Here is an 18,292-nt window from a genome sequence, read left to right as displayed (position 1 = left end):
GAGTTAATCGTAATTATGGCAGCAACAATCAAGTGGTGGCAACAAGCCGTTGTCTATCAGGTCTATCCACGGAGTTTTCAAGATACCAATCATGATGGTATTGGTGACTTAAAGGGGATCACGGCCCACCTAGACTACTTAAAGCAATTAGGAATCGACGTCATTTGGCTCAATCCCATTTATCGTTCACCCAACGATGATAATGGTTATGATATTAGTGATTATCAACAAATTGCGGCCGACTTTGGCACTATGGCTGATTTTGATGAATTATTGCAAGCCGCCCATGACCGGGGCTTAAAGATCATCATGGACTTGGTTGTTAACCATACCTCTGATGAGCATCCATGGTTCAAACGCAGTCGCCAGGACCGCACCAATCAATATCGTGATTTCTACTTTTGGCGCTCAGGTAACGGCAAAAAGGCGCCCAATAATTGGGATGCGGCTTTTGGTGGTTCAGCATGGCAATATGATGAGCAGACCCAGCAGTATTATTTACACACGTTTTCAACAAAACAACCTGATTTAAACTGGGAGAATCCGACCTTACGAGAGTCAGTTTATACGATGATGACCTGGTGGCTGAACAAGGGTGTTGACGGTTTTCGAATGGACGTCATTAACCAAATCTCTAAGTTACCCGGGTTACCAGATGGTCCACTGAAACCGCACAGTCAGTTTGGCGATGCTCGAGTAACGAACGGACCGCGAGTTCATGAATTCTTGCAAGAAATGAACCAAGAAGTGTTGTCACAGTTTGATATCATGACGGTTGGTGAGACCCACGGGGTGACACCAGCGGATGCGCTGAAGTATGCGGGCGCTGATCGGCACGAATTAGATATGGTCTTTGAATTTCAACATCTGCGACTTGATAATAGTCAGCATGGTCTTGGTAAGTGGAGTACGCGTAAGACACCGTTAGTGGCGCTAAAGAAAGTCATTAGTGACTGGCAAGTCGGACTTGAAGGGCGGGCTTGGAACAGCCTGTTTTGGAACAATCATGATACGCCACGAGCGGTCTCACGTTTTGGTGATGACCGACCAGCATATCGGGTACGTTCGGCTAAAATGCTCGCAACGTGTTTACACATCTTGCAGGGAACCCCGTATATTTATCAAGGTGAAGAACTGGGGATGACTGACGCTCATTTTACTGAATTAACCAGTTACCGGGATATTGAATCGCTCAATGCCTATCGTGATTTAGTGACTGAGCGCCAACTACTATCACCGGCAGATATGATGGCCCGATTAGCGGCGCGTTCTCGGGACAACTCGCGAACGCCGATGCAATGGGACACGGAGGTTAACGCGGGTTTTAGTGACGCGGCGCCATGGCTCACGGTCAATCCCAACTATCGTCAAATCAATGCTGCCGCAGCTTTGGCTGATCCGGATTCAGTGTGGTACTATTACCAGCACTTGATTCAATTACGACATCAATACCCCTTAGTGACGTTAGGTTCGTTTGAGCTCTTGTGGGCTGATGATCCGCAGGTATTCTTATATGCACGGCAATGGGAAGGGCGAACCTGGCTAGTTTGTTGCAATTTCACAGCCGAGACACTGTCCCGACCACTGGATCAATATCTGACGCCCACGGCCAAATGCTTGATTAGTAATTATGGCGAGCAGCAGCCAAATAAATTACGGCCTTATGAGGCTTGGGTCTACCAACTCGCATAGGTATCCAGGACTTGGCTAATTGAGGCGGTCTTTGAAATATACCCAATCGTTACGATTAGTGTGAATTGGGTTGCTTAAAATTCTGCGATGGTCTTAATAAGCGACCACCTGACTAAAAAACTGCTTTCAAAAGGATAACTTTTGAAAGCAGTTTTTTTAGCGCGCGACGACCACTTGACCCACGTGAGGCTCATCTAGTCGTTGGTGACCTTGAATGAAGCCCGTGAGGTTAAACGGTAGTTGTTCATTGATCGTCGTGGTCAATTGACCAGTATCTAGCAACTTGAATAGCAATTGTAAGGCGGCCTGATCAGAAATCACTTCGGTCGGTTGGATTGCTTGGAAACGAATTGATTTACTGGTGGCTGGCAAGTGACGGGCAAACGAAGCGATGGTCGCATCAAATTTGGCCATTGCTAAGTCATCTTTGCCACCAACGCCATCGATAGCGACATTGATTACGACGTCACCGCGGTCGGCTAACACGTGAACTGGATTTTGATGCTGATAGTCGACGAATTGGTCGACTCCCAGTGTCGCAATCAAGTTAGCATAACGGTCACTAGCAATCGCGATAACGTGGGCACCTAATCGTTTGGCTAACTGAATAATTAACAAGCCGACTGGGCTGCCAGCGCCTTTGACAATCACCGTTTGGTCGGCTTGGATGTCCGCAAAGTAGCGCACCGTTTTGTAAGCGACAATCCCTGGAGTGACTAAGCTGACGGCGGTGACCGGATCAAGATTAGTTGGCATGGTCACCGCTAGATCGCTATCTAAACAAACCTGGTCCGCGTAAGTATGGTTCGTGCGGGCAGCCACCACTGTCCCAACGTCCAAGTCAGTGACAGCGGCGCCAACTTGAATGATTTTCCCAATGACATCATGCCCAGGAATATGCGGTAGTGCGACGCTTTGGATAGTACCTAGCCGTTCTAAGCGGTCTTCCTCGGTTAGGTTAACGGCTAAAGTTTTGATTAATAATTGATTATCTGTTGGAATCAGCTGTGATTGTGGTAGTTCTTCAAATACGGTAGGTCCCCCAAATTTTTGATACCCGTATGCAAGCATTGTAATCCCCCTCCTCATATCTAAGTTCGTTAGTTGACGTGGTGCCGGGATGTGACTTATTAGTAAATAAATCATGCAGTATCAATTGACGAATTGTTAGATTGATCCAAAACATGCTCTTGTCTAATTGTAGCCAGCAGTGGGGGCGAATCACAAGCAGTAACAATTATATTCCGGGATTGGTTCGGTCACCGATTAAATTAAACAACCTAGTTTTAAATTAACCGGCTTCGTTGGCTGGCTGATGCTTCAGGCCCCAGCCAGTGAAACCACTGATAATTGAGAATACCGGTGATAGTAAGCTGAAGAAACAAAATGGCAGGTAAGCTAAGGTTGATACCCCGAGCGTGTTAGCGGCAAAGGCCCCGGCAACGCCCCACGGAATCAGGTAATTGATGACAGTTCCACCGTCTTCAAGGACTCGACTGAGGGCTAAGTTAGCCAATCCTCGCTGATTGAAGGTCGTTTTGAACGCTTTACCAGGCAAGATAACGGAAAGGTACTGTTCACCTACAAAGATGTTGACACCGATTCCCGCTAAAATCGCAGCCGTAACAGTTGCCCCGGCACCTTTCAATCGCTTAGTTAGCGGCACCATTGCTGTCTGAATGAGGTTGAATTTCATTAGTAAACCGCCTAACGACAGGGTTAATAGGATTAAGGAGACCGTGCTCATCATGGCACTGATACCGCCACGTGAGAGTAAGGCGTCCACCCCGGCGTTGCCAGTTTTGGCTACAAAGCCGGTTTCGATCATCGTGGCGATCTTAGTTAAGGCAATATGAGGTTGCTCGATAAAAATCATGACGATGGCAAGACCGATATTCATCAACAAGGTTGCAATGGCTGGAATTTTAAGTAGGGCACAGGCAAACATGACGACGAGTGGCAAGGCCGCCCACCAGCTGATGGTAAAGTTATTATTGAGGACGGTCAACGTCGTTTGAATCTTGCCCAAATGGCTTTGTGTTGCGGCTCCGGCACCTAAAACGGCGTAGAGTACTAGTGATACGACAAAAGCAGGAATCGTAGACCACATCAGATTACGAATGTGGTCGAATAAATCTGCTTCGGCAATGGCTGCGGCCAGGTTGGTCGAATCTGACAACGGTGAAGTCTTATCTCCAAAAATGGCTCCTGAGATGATAGCTCCGGCAATCAAAGCTGGGTTGATGCCCATCGTTGTCCCGATTCCAAAGAGGGCAATCCCAATCGTTGAGATAATCGTGAAGGCACTCCCGATGGAAGTTCCAATAATTGCACAAACGAGAAAAACGGATGGAACGAACCACTGCGCAGAGATCAGATGAAACCCAAAGACCATCATTGAAGGAATGATGCCAGCTGCAATCCAAACGCTGATGAGTGCCCCGATGAGTAGAAAAATAAAAATTGGGATAATCCCAGTTTTAATACCATCGATGATGCCACCATGAATGTCATCCCAGTGGGCACCGCGAATTCGGGCCCATAAAATGATGAGGGCGATAACGAGAATAACGGGGGTCTGTGGTGACAGGCCGAACTTAATAACGCCAAGTCCCATAATTGCAAGCATAATGAGTAAAACGAGTAGGGCTTCTGGTAACTGAACTGAACGCCATTTTTTTGAATTAGGCATAATAATTAACTCCTTTGAGGTCGTTAAACCAGCAGTGAATAGCCCGACACGGACTGCTTCAACAACGGTTGTACGCCGATAATAGTGGGTGAATATAAAAAATCGTCCCTGTTGCATTATTATGCAACAGGGACGATTGATTAGACCGTGGTACCACCCAGCTTGAGCCACAATATGACTCCACTCACTAGCAGTTAACGGCTCTAGTTGTTATCCGCCGGGCGTACCCGGACCTCTCCTACCGTATTTCATCGAGATTAACCTGATCGGTTCGCAGCACCCACCGACTTCCTGACGCACAGTTAATTCGCTACTTGAAAGTAAGATTATCGTTCGTTATTTGAATATAAGCGATAATAGCATGGCGTTTTTGATTCGTCAACTAAGATATGGCTAGAAACGTGTTAGGCTAACAAATAAATAGCGATAAGTGGGTACGCTCAAATGACCGACAATGGTAGAATGGTTAGTGTTGTAAGCGGTACCTTTTATGGTTGACCGTGACAAGTTTTTTAAAGCAAACTTTTTTAGGGGGATAATCATATATGGCTAATCAATGGTGGCAATCAGCGGTTGTTTATCAGGTTTATCCACGGTCGTTTCAGGATTCAAATGGTGATGGAATCGGTGATTTGCCAGGAATTACACAACGGTTAGATTATATTAAACAGCTCGGCGCGGATGTGATTTGGCTCAACCCAATTTACCGTTCACCCGGTGTCGATAATGGCTATGATATTAGTGATTATTACGATATTAATCCAGAATTCGGGACGATGGCTGATTTTGATCAATTATTAACAACGGCCCATGCGAAAGGGTTAAAAATCATGATGGACATTGTTGTCAACCATTCATCTGATCAAAATAAGTGGTTTACGACGAGTGCGCAAAGTAAGGATAATCCGTACGCGGACTATTATATTTGGCGTGATCCTGTTGATGGGCATGAACCTAACAACTGGGGTGGCTTTTTCGGTGGCTCTGCTTGGAAATATGTTGCCAGCCGTGATCAGTATTACTTACATTCATTTGCGGTTGAACAGCCAGATTTGAACTGGGATAATCCGCAACTACGGCAAGCAGTCTATGACATGATGAATTTCTGGGTCAATAAGGGCGTGGACGGTTTCCGCTTGGATGTCATTAACTTGATTTCCAAGCCTGATAGCTTTGCAGACGGGCAGCCAGAAGCTGGGGAACCATACGCGGCAATCGGTGGAATTATTGCCAATGGTCCGCATCTCCATGAATACTTACAAGAAATGAATCAGCAAGTGTTTGCAGGCCATCAACTGATGACGGTCGGCGAAACGCCTGGGGCTACGGTTGCTGATGCTAAGCAACTGGCAAGCGGCCAAGGTCAGGAATTAAACATGGTGTTTGAATTTGAACACATGGGCCTGGATGGTAATCCAGATCCGGCGCTAGGTAAGTGGAATGACCAGCCCGTCCGACTGGTTGACCTAAAGCAGAGCTTGTCTAAGTGGCAAATGGGCTTACAAGGGACAGCCTGGAATAGTCTCTATTGGAATAATCATGACCAACCGCGAATTGTGTCACGATTCGGGGATGAACGGCCAGCTTATCGGGAACGTTCAGCCAAAATGCTAGCGACCCTATTGCACTTTCTTCAAGGGACACCCTACATCTACGAAGGTGAGGAGCTAGGCATGACGAATGCCCATTTTACCAAGTTAACCGACTATCAAGACTTGGAATCACTGAATGCGTATCATCACTTTGTTGATGACGAACAGGTCGTTCAACCTGAACAGATGTTAGGTTATCTCGCCCATATGTCGCGGGATAATGCGCGTACACCGATGCAGTGGGATGATAGTCAGAATGCTGGGTTTTCAACGGCAACACCGTGGCTAGCGGTTAATGCCAATTATCCGCGGATCAACGCGCAACTCGCGCAACGAACGCCCGGTTCAGTTCTGAGCTATTATCAGCGGCTGATTAAGCTCCGGCACCATTTACCAGTCATAACGACGGGAACTTATCACCTATTATCACCTGATGATGCGGCCGTTTATGCCTATGTGCGGCATATGGGGTCGCAGCACCTGCTAGTAATTTGTAACTTTACTGCGGCAACCCAGACGCGACACTTTGCAGAATTACCCGCTGATGCGCATCTGTTGATCAGTAACTACGATGAAGATCATCAAGACGTATTACGAGCGTACGAAGCGAAAGTTTACCAGTTTTAGGTCACAATTAGCTTCGCTGCTGGAGTCGTGAATGTGATTTTTAACGGCGGTTGTGTGATTACGAGCACGAGTTGGTCGTGTAAATTTAATCGTGATGACTTAACCAAAAATGCGCCCCAATAAGAACGCCCAACCTATCATTCTAGATAAGTTGGGTATTTTTATTGGAGCGCATGTATGATTATGATCAAGTTTGTGGTTAAGATTTTTGTTCGGCATTGTCAGCCGCAAATGTTTTTTCAATAATGTCGATAACTTGTTTGACCAAGCCAATTGGAAATTGGTGGGCCCGACGAATCAAGTTGATATGCACGCTAGGAACCTGAACGTCGTCGAACGGAATCTCAACGAGACCATCGTCTTCACCATCGTTGGGGGTCGTGATGTCGGAAATGAAGCCTAGTGCCAGGTTCTCTTTAACTAATCCCTTGATCAAGGTGCTGCTATCAGATTCGAAGAGAACTTGGGGTTCAATCGAAAGTTGTTCAGCAAGTTGCCGGAAGACTAGTTTATTTAAGTAAGTTGCATTAAGCAGTACAAAAGGCGATTTTAGCGCTTCTGCAAAAGTCGGGTGCTCAGCCTTTGCTAAGGGGTGCGCAACATTAGCGAGAATGCGAAATTTAAAAGGCCGTAATGGCGTTACTGCTAGCCGTTCATCCAATGTTTGATCCAAGTTACCACTGATGGCTAAGTCGAGTTGGCCGGCTAAAACCTGTTTGACGAGTTGATTAGCCCCCATTTCAACCGTGTGGACGCTACTAAGCAAATCTTGCTCGATGATTGGTTTTGTTAATGCCGGTAAATAATGTTCACTGACGGATGGTTCGATACCAAACCGCAGTGTATGTTGACGCAAATGACTGATTGATTCATTGACATGCTGCCAGTTGTTGATAATGTCGTTGGCTGCGAGCAATAGTTGCTGGCCACTAGGTGTTAACACCAGCGCCTTGGTCTTTGCTTGGCGAAAGAACAGTGTCACTTGAAAATGACGTTCTAGTCGTTTAATTGCTTGGGAGATTGTGGGTTGGCTAACGTGAAAATCAGCAGCCGTTTGCGTATAACTCTGAGTGCTGATTAAGCGTTGGAAGTAATACAAGTCTTTAATGTTCATGAAAAATGTAGCCTCCATAAAATATTAATGTTGGTTGCGCAATTAATAGTCGCAGGTAAGCAGGCTCCGACTGATTGATTAAAGCTGGTTATTATACGTCATGTTAATCATACCATTGTTATAACGAATAGTGTCAGGATAATTAGTGAAAATTAATTTACAAAATAGTTAACGCGCTTAAACTATAATGATTATTAATAAGAATGTTAGTGCTGATTGGTACAGATGTAGTGTTGCTGGTAAATTAAGTTTTGAGTCATTATATAATTTTATCAGTTAAAGGGCTGCCACATCGTTTTGATTATCATGACGTGTCGGTTGGTCTGATTAATCACCGGAAAAAAAAGTTGCATTGCTTAAGTGGGAGTCGTTAGAAATAAAGGTTAAAGTGTTAAAGCGATAAGTAAACATTATGCAGATTAAAAAGCATACAAGTTAATGACAAACTATTAGTAATAAAGCTATAAAAAATACTTATCAGTTAAGGTGCTGTTATATATCGCTCGATAAATCAATAATTGGTCTACGTGTCATCGGTAGCGCCAGTCTGCCCCGTTTCTCGACGTAATTAGTTGACAAGCAACTAAAGCAGTTAATGGGTTTAAATTATAAATGAAACGAATGACATCATTTTTACTGATTGCAATTAGTTAAATCTATATTAATCAGCATAAATTATTTTAATTAGCTAACAACTGTCACGAACTCGTCAAAATTGATGGCATACAACTTTTGTATAAAATATTATAATACTAATTATGATTCATGTCTTTAAAATGTTGATATATCGGTAAATTAATTAAGTGTACATAAATAAAAATTATATAGGTGTAATGAGCCTTTTGAACAAATATTGCTGGTATGTAACTGCTATCTGTGAGCGACGAATTTTGACAAAAAGTGTCTTCAAATTTGCGGAATGTGGTTTATAATTAAGGCGTGTAATCGGTTTAAAAGTTTTAACTTATATAAGAAAGGGGGGATATCATGCGATTAATCGATTTCAAAACTTGGATAATGGGAACGGCCGCCATGTTGACATTGATTGTGACAAATCAAACAGTGAGTGCGGCGGACACAGCTACCACTGCCACTGAAACGACGCAGACTTCTGGCTCGAGTACACTTGCTAATCAAGTGGTGTTGCGACAAACTACTAGCAGTAGCAGTAGCAGTAGCAGTAGCAGTAGCAGTAGCAGTAGCACGAAAGCATCGGCAACTGGTGCGGCGACTGAAACGGCGACTAGCAAAGCGGTCACCACGTCTGAGTCATCAACCCAATCATCTAGCACAACGGCTACTAGCCAAACGACTTCAGGTGTGACAGCCGCTCAAGCAACAACGGACAGTACTGATACGACAGCGATGTCCCGGGCGACGGCTAATGCCAAAGCGGATCAACGAGCGGCTAGTGCGAAGGCGAACAACGAGCAAGCAACGACCCAGAATCAGCAACAAACGACTAATATGTACAGTGGTGTTGTTACCAGTCAAAAAGACTCGGCGAGAACGGCAACTACGACGGATCAAGCAACTGCGTCTGTCGCGACACTGTCCAGAATGAGCCGGGCCAGTCTTCGCAGTTTAGCACAACGGGCAACGGTTGCGGTTCAGGGGCTCGATGCTACTGACGCAACGGTGACTGACGATGATGGTGTTACGTATAGCGCTACGGATGTATTGAGTCTGTATGCGAACTATATCGCGAAGTATCATTGGTCAATAGCCGATGATGTTAGCGTAACTGCTGGCAGTACAGCAACGGTGACCTTACCCGAGAATGTTGTCTTTACCAATGGTACGCAGCATATTGATGTCCAAAAATCAGATGGAACGGTCGTCGGGACTTTTACGGCCGAGACCGGTAGTCAAACCGGAACACTAACTTTTAATGATTATTATGCGACTAGTGATCGTTATAATCGTCAAGGAGACTTAACGTTTTATGTTACTGGGACTAGCGCAACCACTGGCAGTAGTACGACTGGGATTAATAAGGTTGGCTGGGCCGATAGTAATAGTTTAGATGCTGATGGTAATCCCACCAAAATGATCTGGCAAGTTGTCGCAAACATTAATAGTGAAAAGTGGCAGCAAGTTGCGATTGTTGATCAGCTGGGCCTTTATCAAACGCACGAAGGTACCATGACGTTGGAAACTGGTCATTATACTGACGGTGCCTTTGTTAAAGACGCGGCACTGGGCACTTATGATTTTGCAACGCAGCAGTTTACCTACGCTGATGGGGTATCAACACCACAAGTAACCGTGACGGTTGTGGGTCAGCAGATGACAATTAATATTGACCAATTAGATGTAGCGGTCAATATATTTTATGAAGTTGGTCTGACAGTAGGACATACGTACACCAATAATGCGGGTGTAACGTATGCACCTGTCATTGGAGATGCGACTGATCCAAATGAGGGCAGTTCGACAGGCGAACCAAAGAGTGAACAATCGAACGTGGCCGTTAGATTTGGTGGTTCCGGAACCGCTAGTGATGACATTCAGAGTTACAGTTTGTTCATTAATAAAACTGATGGTGACGGCCAGTCAGTTGCTGGTGCCACTTATCAGTTAGAGGATAGTACGGGTACGGTACTTCGGACCGATTTGGTGACTGATTCAGTTGGACAGTTACGCATCGGTAACTTGTCGGCTGGGACGTACATGCTGGGTGAGACGGCGGCTCCGAGTGGCTACCAAATCGACACGGCCAAGCACGTCTTCGCGGTATCCGCAGCGCAAGCAACGGCTAACGTGGTCACAGGTAGTGTGGTTGACAAACGAATTGCTAAGACGGCGCTGACTGTTAACAAAGTTTGGGCTGACGTGCCAGCTGGAGTGCAAACGTCGACCGTTGAAGTGACGTTGCAACGCAATGGTCAAGCTTATCAGACCTTGCAATTAACGTCAGCAAATGGCTATACGGGCACTTTCAGTGATTTGGATGTGACGGATGTTTATGGCAATGCGTACACTTATACGGTGATTGAAACGGCCATTGCTGGCTATATCAGTAGTCAAACAACTAGTGGTGAGACGGTGACATTAACGAATACGTATCAAACCGGGAAATTGACGGTGATTAAGACGGATTCGAGTGGCGCCAATCGCTTGGCCGGGGCGGTTTTTGCCGTGAAAAATGCTGCCGGAACGCTGGTTGCTCAGTTGACAACTGATGCGACTGGTCAAGCACAGCTTACAGGTCTAACGCAAGGCGCTTATACGGTTAGCGAAATTCAAGCACCGGACGGTTACTTGATCAATACACAGGCGCAAGTGCTTGTGTTGAATGAGCAAAGCGCTTATCAAGGCCAATTAGTTTTTGCCGATGAGGTCGAACCAAGTGAACCGAGCGAACCAAGCGAACCGAGTGAACCAAGTGAGCCGAGCGAACCGAGCGAACCAAGTGAACCGAGCGAACCAAGTGAACCAAGCGAACCAAGCGAACCGAGCGAACCGAGCGAACCAAGCGAACCGAGTGAACCAAGTGAACCAAGTGAGCCGAGCGAACCAAGTGAACCGAGTGAACCGAGTGAACCGAGTGAACCGAGTGAACCAAGTGAACCAACTGAACCAAGCGAACCAAGTGAGCCGAGCGAACCGAGCGAACCAAGTGAACCGAGTGAACCAAGTGAACCGGTGCTACCAGGACACGCTGACGAGGATAGTGATTCAGATCAGGTTGTCACAACGAAGACTGAGACAGCTAAGTTAGTCAAGCAAACTAATTTAGTAACCACGACTCGGCCAACGAAATTGTTAGGACAGCCAATAAAATTAGTAGCAACTTCTAAACCAGTTGTTAAAGTTACAAAAGCAACTAATCGCAAGTCGGCGCAACAATTGCCACAGACTAGTGAACAATCAATGGATTGGCTAATGATTTTGGGCTGGTTCTTGCTAGGGCTAACAGTTGTTAGTCGTCAACGGCGATTTAATTAAACAAAAAGGCTACTGGAATTTCGCTTCCAGTAGCCTTTATTTATATCATAGATAAGTGTCGCCACATTATCGACGATTTTGAGATGTGCGTTGGTCATGCTTAATTCTGACTGGTTGGGCAGCGGGAACACGGGCGCCAGCCACGACGCCGGCAACGGCAGCTAGTCCGGCTGCGGCCAATAAACCTGCTAATAACATGGGCAAGACCTCCTCAATAGTTGTAAAAACTCGTCTTTTAATACTTGCAGTTTAGGCGACTTATTAACAAAAATCAATTATTTAACCGTAAATTAGTGAGAATCTGAATAACTTGAAATATTCTTAAGTAATTGCCGGTTATTGTTCATTCTGGCAAGGGCGGCCGCATCATTTAAATATTCATGAATTTGATCCGGTTCATCGGATAATTGAGCCTGTAAGAATTTGATCCGCGCTGCGTAATAGGTAACGTGGAATCGCGCACAAATCTCAATCCCGTAGTTTAATAACTGCAAACTCCGCGGTGTATCATTAATGTTAGCGTAAAAAGCCCCCGTGTAATAAGCTAAGTTAATCACGCGCCAAACACTAGCGGTCGTTTCTAGCGGTAGGTTCGGTAGGGCGTGGCGTACTTTTTCAAAATAGTACTGGGCTTTATCGTTATCCTGGTTCTGCTGATAAGCAATCCCGATACCACAGTAGGCCAGCTGTGTATAGATTGTGATGTGAGCCTCGTCCAAATCGGTGATGATTTGGTCAAAATTAAAGATGACATCACTGATCGGGTGGTGGTTAAGGGCAGCAACATAGCCTTTTAGATAACAATATTGTAATTTGGTTTCGCGGTCATGTCGCGGCATATCCGCAGCCTTTTCAAGTTGTACTTCGGCATCTTGATATTCAGTTGTAATGAGGTCGAACTCGACCTGTTCCAAAATCTTCAAAACAGCGGCATCAGCGACGCGTTCGGTTGGAAAGACATCTTCCAATTGTAGGTTGAGTCGCTGACAAAGTTGGGCAACGATTCGTATGGCAGGTGCTTTGCCATTGTTCTCGAACTTACTTAGTGTCGCCTGAGTACAAATACCATCTGCTAGGGCCTTTTGTGAAAGTCCTAGGGCTTTGCGGCGGGCGATGAAAAGCTCAATGTTCATACCATCAACGCTTCCTTTACATATTTAAGTCATAATTGAAACAGCTTTCATTTACCCTAATTAAAAACTTTTTATATAATTTTGTCAATATTTAAACATAATCGTGCATATTCTAAAAATATATCTTGACTATATAAAAAACGCTCGCTAGTCTTTGCTAGTGAGCGTCTGTGAGTTAGCTGATGGTTTATTTTGCCATATAGGCGTCTTTGAAGTTATAGTTGGTACCAGAAGTGTTATAAATCAGGCCCTTTAACTTAGGGTTGACCATCTGTGCCAGCGTTGTTTGAGTTAATGGTGCAACGCCTTCATCCGTCCCAATAATTTTTTCAGCTTTGCCTAGAGCAGTCCAGCGTACTGTCGGATCAGTTGCTTGCTCGGCCTGCTTGACAGCAGCGTCATAATCAGCATTTTTCCACTTACCAAAGTTGTAATCATTCGTGGAAGTGAGAATGCCTAGGTCAGAGATGGGGTCGGCGAAGTCAGCTTGCCAGCCAGAAATAGCGAGTTGGAAATTACCCGATGTTTCACGTGCAAGTCGGTTTTTGAATGGCAAGGTAATATCGGTAATCTTCAAACCGGGTAGTTCCTTTTCTAGCTGTCCCTGAACATATTCGGCCGTCTCTTTGGTTTGGTCAATATTATCGTGCGTAAGCGTTAAGGTTAATGACTTTTTGCCGGTTTCTTTTAATCCTTCTGCCCACAGTTTCTTGGCCTTAGCGGTGTCTTGAGTTGTCGCCGCACTAACTGCATTTTCAGTAGCGAAATCTTCACCAGTCGTTGGATCGGTTGCGAGCCCGGTGGTGACAAAGCCCTTTGGAACTGCTGAGCCATCCGCTAGTACGTCCGTGACAAGTTGGTGCCGGTCAATAGTTAAGGACATCGCTTGCCGGAGCTTGGCATTAGCTAGCGCGGGCACCTTTTTCTGATTAAACTCGAGGTAGTTCAGACGGGATGTCTTACGGAGCACTAACTTGGGATTATTCTTTTCGTTTTTGACTTGTTCGCCGCTCAGGGTGGCCATGTCGAGTTTGTTGCTCTGGAATAAGTTGAATCCGGTCGTGGTTGACTTAACGACTTGGTCATTGATCTTTTCTAAGTAAACGTGTTTTTTATCCCAATATTTAGGATTGCGGTTCAGGGACCATGTCGTATTAGTGCCTTTCCAGCCCTTCATGGTAAACGGCCCATCGTAGACCATCTTGGTGGCCGTTGTCCCATAGTCCTTGCCGTATTTCTGTACGGCGTGTTGGTTCTGCGGGAAGAAGATGGCAAAGCCCATTAGGAGTTTAAAATAAGCCATGGGTTTATCAAGTGTCACGGTTAGCTTGTATTTACCGTCAGCTTTAATTCCTAAACTATTGGCTTTAGCTTTACCATTGGTGATTTGGTCGGCATTCTTGATACCAGAATAAAGATAAGCATATTGCGAAGCGGTCTTGGGATCGATGGTTCGCCGCCAACTATAAACGAAATCTTGAGCGGTTACGGGATCGCCGTTGCTCCACTTGGCGTCTTTGCGCAATGTGAACGTATAAGTTTTTTTATCTTTGGAAATGACAGTATGGGTCGCAATGCCCGGTGTGATTTTATTATTATTGCCAATACGGTAGAGGCCCTCCATCGTGTTATTGATCATATTGGCACTGATCGAATCGGTGACTAGCGAAGTATCCAAAGTCGTTAGTTCGGAGCCATTTTCTGACCAGTTCAAGACTTGCTTTTGTGCCATTCCCGCGCGTAAGTTCCCCGCATTATCTGACTTGGACTGACCTTGACTACAGGCAGCTAACAAAAGGCCGGTCGATGCGGCCGCAGTAGCAGTTGTCAACATTACTTTCCATTTCATAGTAAAACTTCCCCCCAACTTGAATGGTCACGAGAATACATTAAAGCAAGATTAAAATCAATGCTTTGATTCTAATAATTAAAGTAATTAACAGCCGCAAAATGTGTCAAGGAACACAAAAAAAGTACCGTAGTTTGTTGCTACGATACCTTTTATTGTGCGATTTAAGGGTAGTTTGACGTGAGGCGATGCTAGTTAGGTCACCTTATTTGGCCATATAGGCACTCTTGAAGTTATAGTTAATGCCCGCCGTGTTGTAGACTAGGCCTTTCAGCTTAGGGTTGACCATTTGTGCGATGACGTTTTGTGAGAGCGGTGCGACCCCTTGATCCGTCGCCATCGTCTTTTCAGCGGTTGCGAGAGCTTGCCAACGCTTCGTTGTACTGGTTGTACTATTTGCTGTGTTGATAGCACTATCGAAAGTCTTGTTGGTCCACTTACCAAAGTTGTAATCGTTAGTTGATGTCATGATACCGAGGTCTGAAACTGGATCAGCAAAGTCGGCTTGCCATGCGGAGATGACCAGCTGGAAATTACCCGCAATTTCTCGGGAAATTCTCGTCTTATAAGGAACGGTGACACTTTGCACTTTAAGTCCCGGTAACTCCTTTTCCAATTGTCCCTGAACATATTCAGCGAGGGCCTTCATCTGATCTGTATCGTCATGAGTTAACGTTAAGGTAACCGACTTCTTGCCGGTTTCTTTTAGTCCTTGTTTCCAGAGCTTTTTAGCTTTGGTGGTGTCCTGAGTAACAGCTGATTTAACCGTATTTTCGGTGGCAAAGTCCTTACCAGTCGTTGGATCAGTAGCAAGTCCGGTCGTAACAAAGCCCTTTGGAGTGACGGAACCATCGCCGAGGACATCGTTGACCAACTGCTTACGATTCAAAGTCAGTGACATTGCTTGACGAATCTTCTTATTGGCGAGTAACTGCACCTTCTTTTGATTGAATTCCAAGTAATTTAGACGTGAAGACTTACGGATGACCAGTTTGTTATTATTCTTTTCGTTCTTGACTTGTTGTCCAGATAACGTTGCCATGTCGAGCTTATTACTCTGGAAGAGGTTAAAGGCTGTCGTCGTCGACTTCACGACTTGGTCTTTGATCTTAGTTAAGTAAACGTGTTTTTTATCCCAGTAATTAGGATTGCGCTTAAGTGTCCAGGTTGAGTTGGTCCCTTTCCAACCAGTCATCTTGAATGGCCCGTTGTAAACCATCTTGCTGGAACTGGTCCCGTAGTCCTTTCCGTATTTTTCCACCGCGTGCTGGTTTTGCGGGAAGAAGACCACGAAACCCATCAATAATTTGAAATACTGCATGGGCTTTTCAAGTTTGACGGTCAGCTTATACTTACCATCGGCCTTGATGCCCAAGGTACTAGTCTTGGCTTTGCCGCTGACGATTTTGTCAGCATTTTTGATACCGGAATATAAGTAGGCGTATTGGGAAGCCGTCTTCGGATTAACTGTACGACGCCAGCCATACACAAAGTCTTGTGCGGTCACTTGATCGCCATTACTCCATTTGGCATTTTTACGCAGGGTAAAAGTATAAGTCTTTTTATCTTTGGACACGGTCGTTTTAGTGGCAATACCTGGTGTGACCTTACTGTTTTTACCTAATCGATACAAACCTTCTTGCGAATTACTGATCATCGTCCCACTGATAACATCAGTGGCTAAGGACGGGTCAAGGGTGGTCAAATCCTGGCCGTTTTCCGACCAATTGAGGACTTGAGTCTTGGCCATTTTGGCCGTTGTGTTGCCGGCATTGCTTGAACTGGATGAGGACTGACCACAGCCGACGAGTAAAACGCCGGTCGTTGCCGTTAACGTGGCAACTGTGGCAAATAATTTCCATTGCATATATGTACCCCCTGCTTCAAATGATTATGATATGTAGATGAGAATACATTAAAATTAGATTAAATACAATATTATTTTTTTAATCATTAATATTATTAAGCAAATAAAGCCAGTACGACTCGTTAAGAATCGTACTGGCTTAATTAAGAAAACTAACGTTGCCATTGCATCGTATATTCTGGTTGCTGGGTTGCTTGGTCACTAGCCTGATCAATGACACGGAAACCGTGATAGTGATAAAAGGCAATGGCTGGGCGATTAGCAACATAGACGTTTAATTGTAATTGATGATGGTCAGCTTGGGCAGTCGCCAATAGCGCCGTCCCCAGACCTTGATGTTGAGCATCATTGCAAATGAAAATTCCGGCAATGTAATCGTTTTGTAAGCCTATAAAGCCCAGAATATAAGCTTCAGGTCCGTCGGTCAGTCCGACGATGAGTTCGGCTGATTGTAATGCTTCACGTACTAAGGGGGCTTGTTGACGCCAGTAGTCGGCACTGACAAAGTCATGGGCCGTTAAATTACCACTTAACCAGATTGTCATTAACTGATCGAGTTGGTGAGTTGTCGGGTGTTGTAAGTGTTCAATCTTCATTCGACGCTACCCCGTTTTAATAGTCGAACGCGACTCACTGCCGGAATTTTAGACAGTTCAGCTATTAGGTCGGCTTGTTGTGGCTGCTGTAGGTCGTCGACGTCAATGATGGTGTAAGCAATCTGGTGCTTAGCGGCGTTAGCCATGGTAGTGATGTTGAGGTTGGCCGCTGCTAGTTTGGCCGTGATTTGACTCACCATGTTAGGCACATTTTCGTGAATGACTGTAAAGCGGTAAGCCGCGTTGAACGGGACGTTTAAGTCTGGCAGATTGATGGCTGCATGAACGTTACCGGTTTCCAAATAAGTCATGATAGTGCGCGCAGCTTGTGTGGCACCGTTGATTTCAGCCTCGATAGTCGAGCCGCCAATATGGGGTGTCACGGTAACCGCGGATTGGTTGGCAAGCTGGGGTTCGCCAAAATCGGTGTAGTAGTGGGCAACTTGTCCCGTGGCTAACGCATTCATGACGGCAGTATTGTCAACGATGCCCAGCCGTGAATAATTAAATAATTGAACGCCTGTTGGCATGGCGGCTAACGCATCTTTATTAATCAGATGAAGTGTGTCGGCATTTTTAGGAACGTGGACGGTGACAAAATCAGCTTGTTTGACTGCATCTGGCAGCGTGGCCGCTCGCTGGACTTGTTTGGCAATGTTCCAAGCGGCATCTGCAGATAGATAGGGGTCGTAACCAATTACATTCATGCCTAGACTCAATGCTGCATTGGCAACGAGAGCGCCAACATGGCCGAGTCCGATGACGGCCAAGGTCTTACCCGTTAATTCAATACCATTAAATTGCGTCTTGTCGTGTTCTGTGCGTTGAGAAATATCAGCTTCGGTATGCTGGGCCGAATAGGTCGTTGCAGCTATTAGATTACGGGATGCCATAATGAGCAGGCCGATGATGAGTTCCTTAACGGCATTAGCGTTACTTCCCGGGGTGTTGAAAACTGCAGTCCCGTTGGCGGTTGCCTGATCGATAGGAATGTTGTTAACGCCGGCACCAGCGCGCACAATGACTTTCAACGATGACGGTAATGTCTCGGTATGTAGGTTGACCGAGCGAATTAAGTAAGCATCCGGATGCTCAGATTGATTGAGCGTGTAATCAGCAGTAAACGTGTTGAGGCCGGCTGGGGCGATGGCGTTATAGGTTTTAACTTGATACATAAAT

General features: G+C 45.4%; 12 protein-coding genes. 3 read left to right on the top strand and 9 right to left on the bottom strand.

Features of this window, described 5'->3' with window-relative positions:
* Nucleotides 1-15 precede the first annotated feature (15 nt).
* The gene (locus E5260_RS14505; protein WP_003641784.1) at nucleotides 16-1,692 is read left to right on the top strand and encodes a glycoside hydrolase family 13 protein; all 1,677 of its coding nucleotides are present in this window, start codon (nucleotides 16-18) and stop codon (nucleotides 1,690-1,692) included.
* Between the two features lie 156 nt (nucleotides 1,693-1,848).
* Here E5260_RS14505 and E5260_RS14500 read toward each other — a convergent pair whose 3' ends face one another.
* Both E5260_RS14500 and nhaC read right to left on the bottom strand, forming a co-directional pair.
* Nucleotides 1,849-2,763 carry an NADP-dependent oxidoreductase gene (locus E5260_RS14500; protein ID WP_003643686.1) on the bottom strand — a complete coding sequence of 305 codons (915 nt, stop codon included), beginning with the start codon at nucleotides 2,761-2,763 and terminating at the stop codon, nucleotides 1,849-1,851.
* 220 nt (nucleotides 2,764-2,983) lie between these two features.
* Complete coding sequence (gene nhaC / locus E5260_RS14495) at nucleotides 2,984-4,384, bottom strand: Na+/H+ antiporter NhaC (protein ID WP_003643687.1); 1,401 nt, start codon at nucleotides 4,382-4,384, stop codon at nucleotides 2,984-2,986.
* 545 nt (nucleotides 4,385-4,929) lie between these two features.
* On the opposite strand from nhaC, the gene E5260_RS14490 reads away from it, so the two are divergent.
* Entirely contained in the window at nucleotides 4,930-6,603 is a 1,674-nt protein-coding gene (locus E5260_RS14490) for a glycoside hydrolase family 13 protein (RefSeq protein ID WP_003641787.1), read from the top strand.
* Nucleotides 6,604-6,802: 199 nt separating this feature from the next.
* Here the strand turns inward: E5260_RS14490 and E5260_RS14485 are convergent, their stop codons facing one another.
* On the bottom strand, nucleotides 6,803-7,717 hold the full coding sequence (locus E5260_RS14485; protein WP_003643688.1) for a LysR family transcriptional regulator: 915 nt from the start codon (nucleotides 7,715-7,717) through the stop codon (nucleotides 6,803-6,805).
* A 987-nt stretch (nucleotides 7,718-8,704) separates the two neighbouring features.
* On the opposite strand from E5260_RS14485, the gene E5260_RS14480 reads away from it, so the two are divergent.
* A complete protein-coding gene (locus E5260_RS14480) occupies nucleotides 8,705-11,668 on the top strand; it encodes a SpaA isopeptide-forming pilin-related protein (protein WP_054605152.1) in 2,964 nt (987 codons plus the stop codon).
* 66 nt (nucleotides 11,669-11,734) lie between these two features.
* Here the strand turns inward: E5260_RS14480 and E5260_RS15565 are convergent, their stop codons facing one another.
* The 6 genes from E5260_RS15565 to E5260_RS14455 all read right to left on the bottom strand — a co-directional run bounded on the left by E5260_RS15565 (nucleotide 11,735) and on the right by E5260_RS14455 (nucleotide 18,288).
* Complete coding sequence (locus E5260_RS15565; RefSeq protein ID WP_003641790.1) at nucleotides 11,735-11,866, bottom strand: hypothetical protein; 132 nt, start codon at nucleotides 11,864-11,866, stop codon at nucleotides 11,735-11,737.
* 92 nt (nucleotides 11,867-11,958) lie between these two features.
* Entirely contained in the window at nucleotides 11,959-12,801 is an 843-nt protein-coding gene (locus E5260_RS14475; protein ID WP_003641791.1) for a helix-turn-helix transcriptional regulator, read from the bottom strand.
* Nucleotides 12,802-12,988: 187 nt separating this feature from the next.
* A complete protein-coding gene (locus E5260_RS14470) occupies nucleotides 12,989-14,650 on the bottom strand; it encodes a peptide ABC transporter substrate-binding protein (protein WP_003641792.1) in 1,662 nt (553 codons plus the stop codon).
* Between the two features lie 205 nt (nucleotides 14,651-14,855).
* On the bottom strand, nucleotides 14,856-16,517 hold the full coding sequence (locus E5260_RS14465) for a peptide ABC transporter substrate-binding protein (RefSeq protein WP_003641793.1): 1,662 nt from the start codon (nucleotides 16,515-16,517) through the stop codon (nucleotides 14,856-14,858).
* A gap of 152 nt (nucleotides 16,518-16,669) precedes the next feature.
* The gene (locus tag E5260_RS14460; protein WP_003641794.1) at nucleotides 16,670-17,113 is read right to left on the bottom strand and encodes a GNAT family N-acetyltransferase; all 444 of its coding nucleotides are present in this window, start codon (nucleotides 17,111-17,113) and stop codon (nucleotides 16,670-16,672) included.
* Entirely contained in the window at nucleotides 17,110-18,288 is a 1,179-nt protein-coding gene (locus E5260_RS14455; RefSeq protein WP_003641795.1) for a phosphoglycerate dehydrogenase, read from the bottom strand. Before E5260_RS14455 ends, E5260_RS14460 begins: the two co-directional genes overlap by 4 nt.
* Nucleotides 18,289-18,292: the final 4 nt, after the last annotated feature.

The sequence above is a fragment of the Lactiplantibacillus plantarum genome (genome assembly GCF_014131735.1).
In the GTDB taxonomy this organism is placed as follows: Bacteria; Bacillota; Bacilli; order Lactobacillales; family Lactobacillaceae; genus Lactiplantibacillus; species Lactiplantibacillus plantarum.
This window is presented reverse-complemented; position numbering and strand designations above follow the sequence as displayed.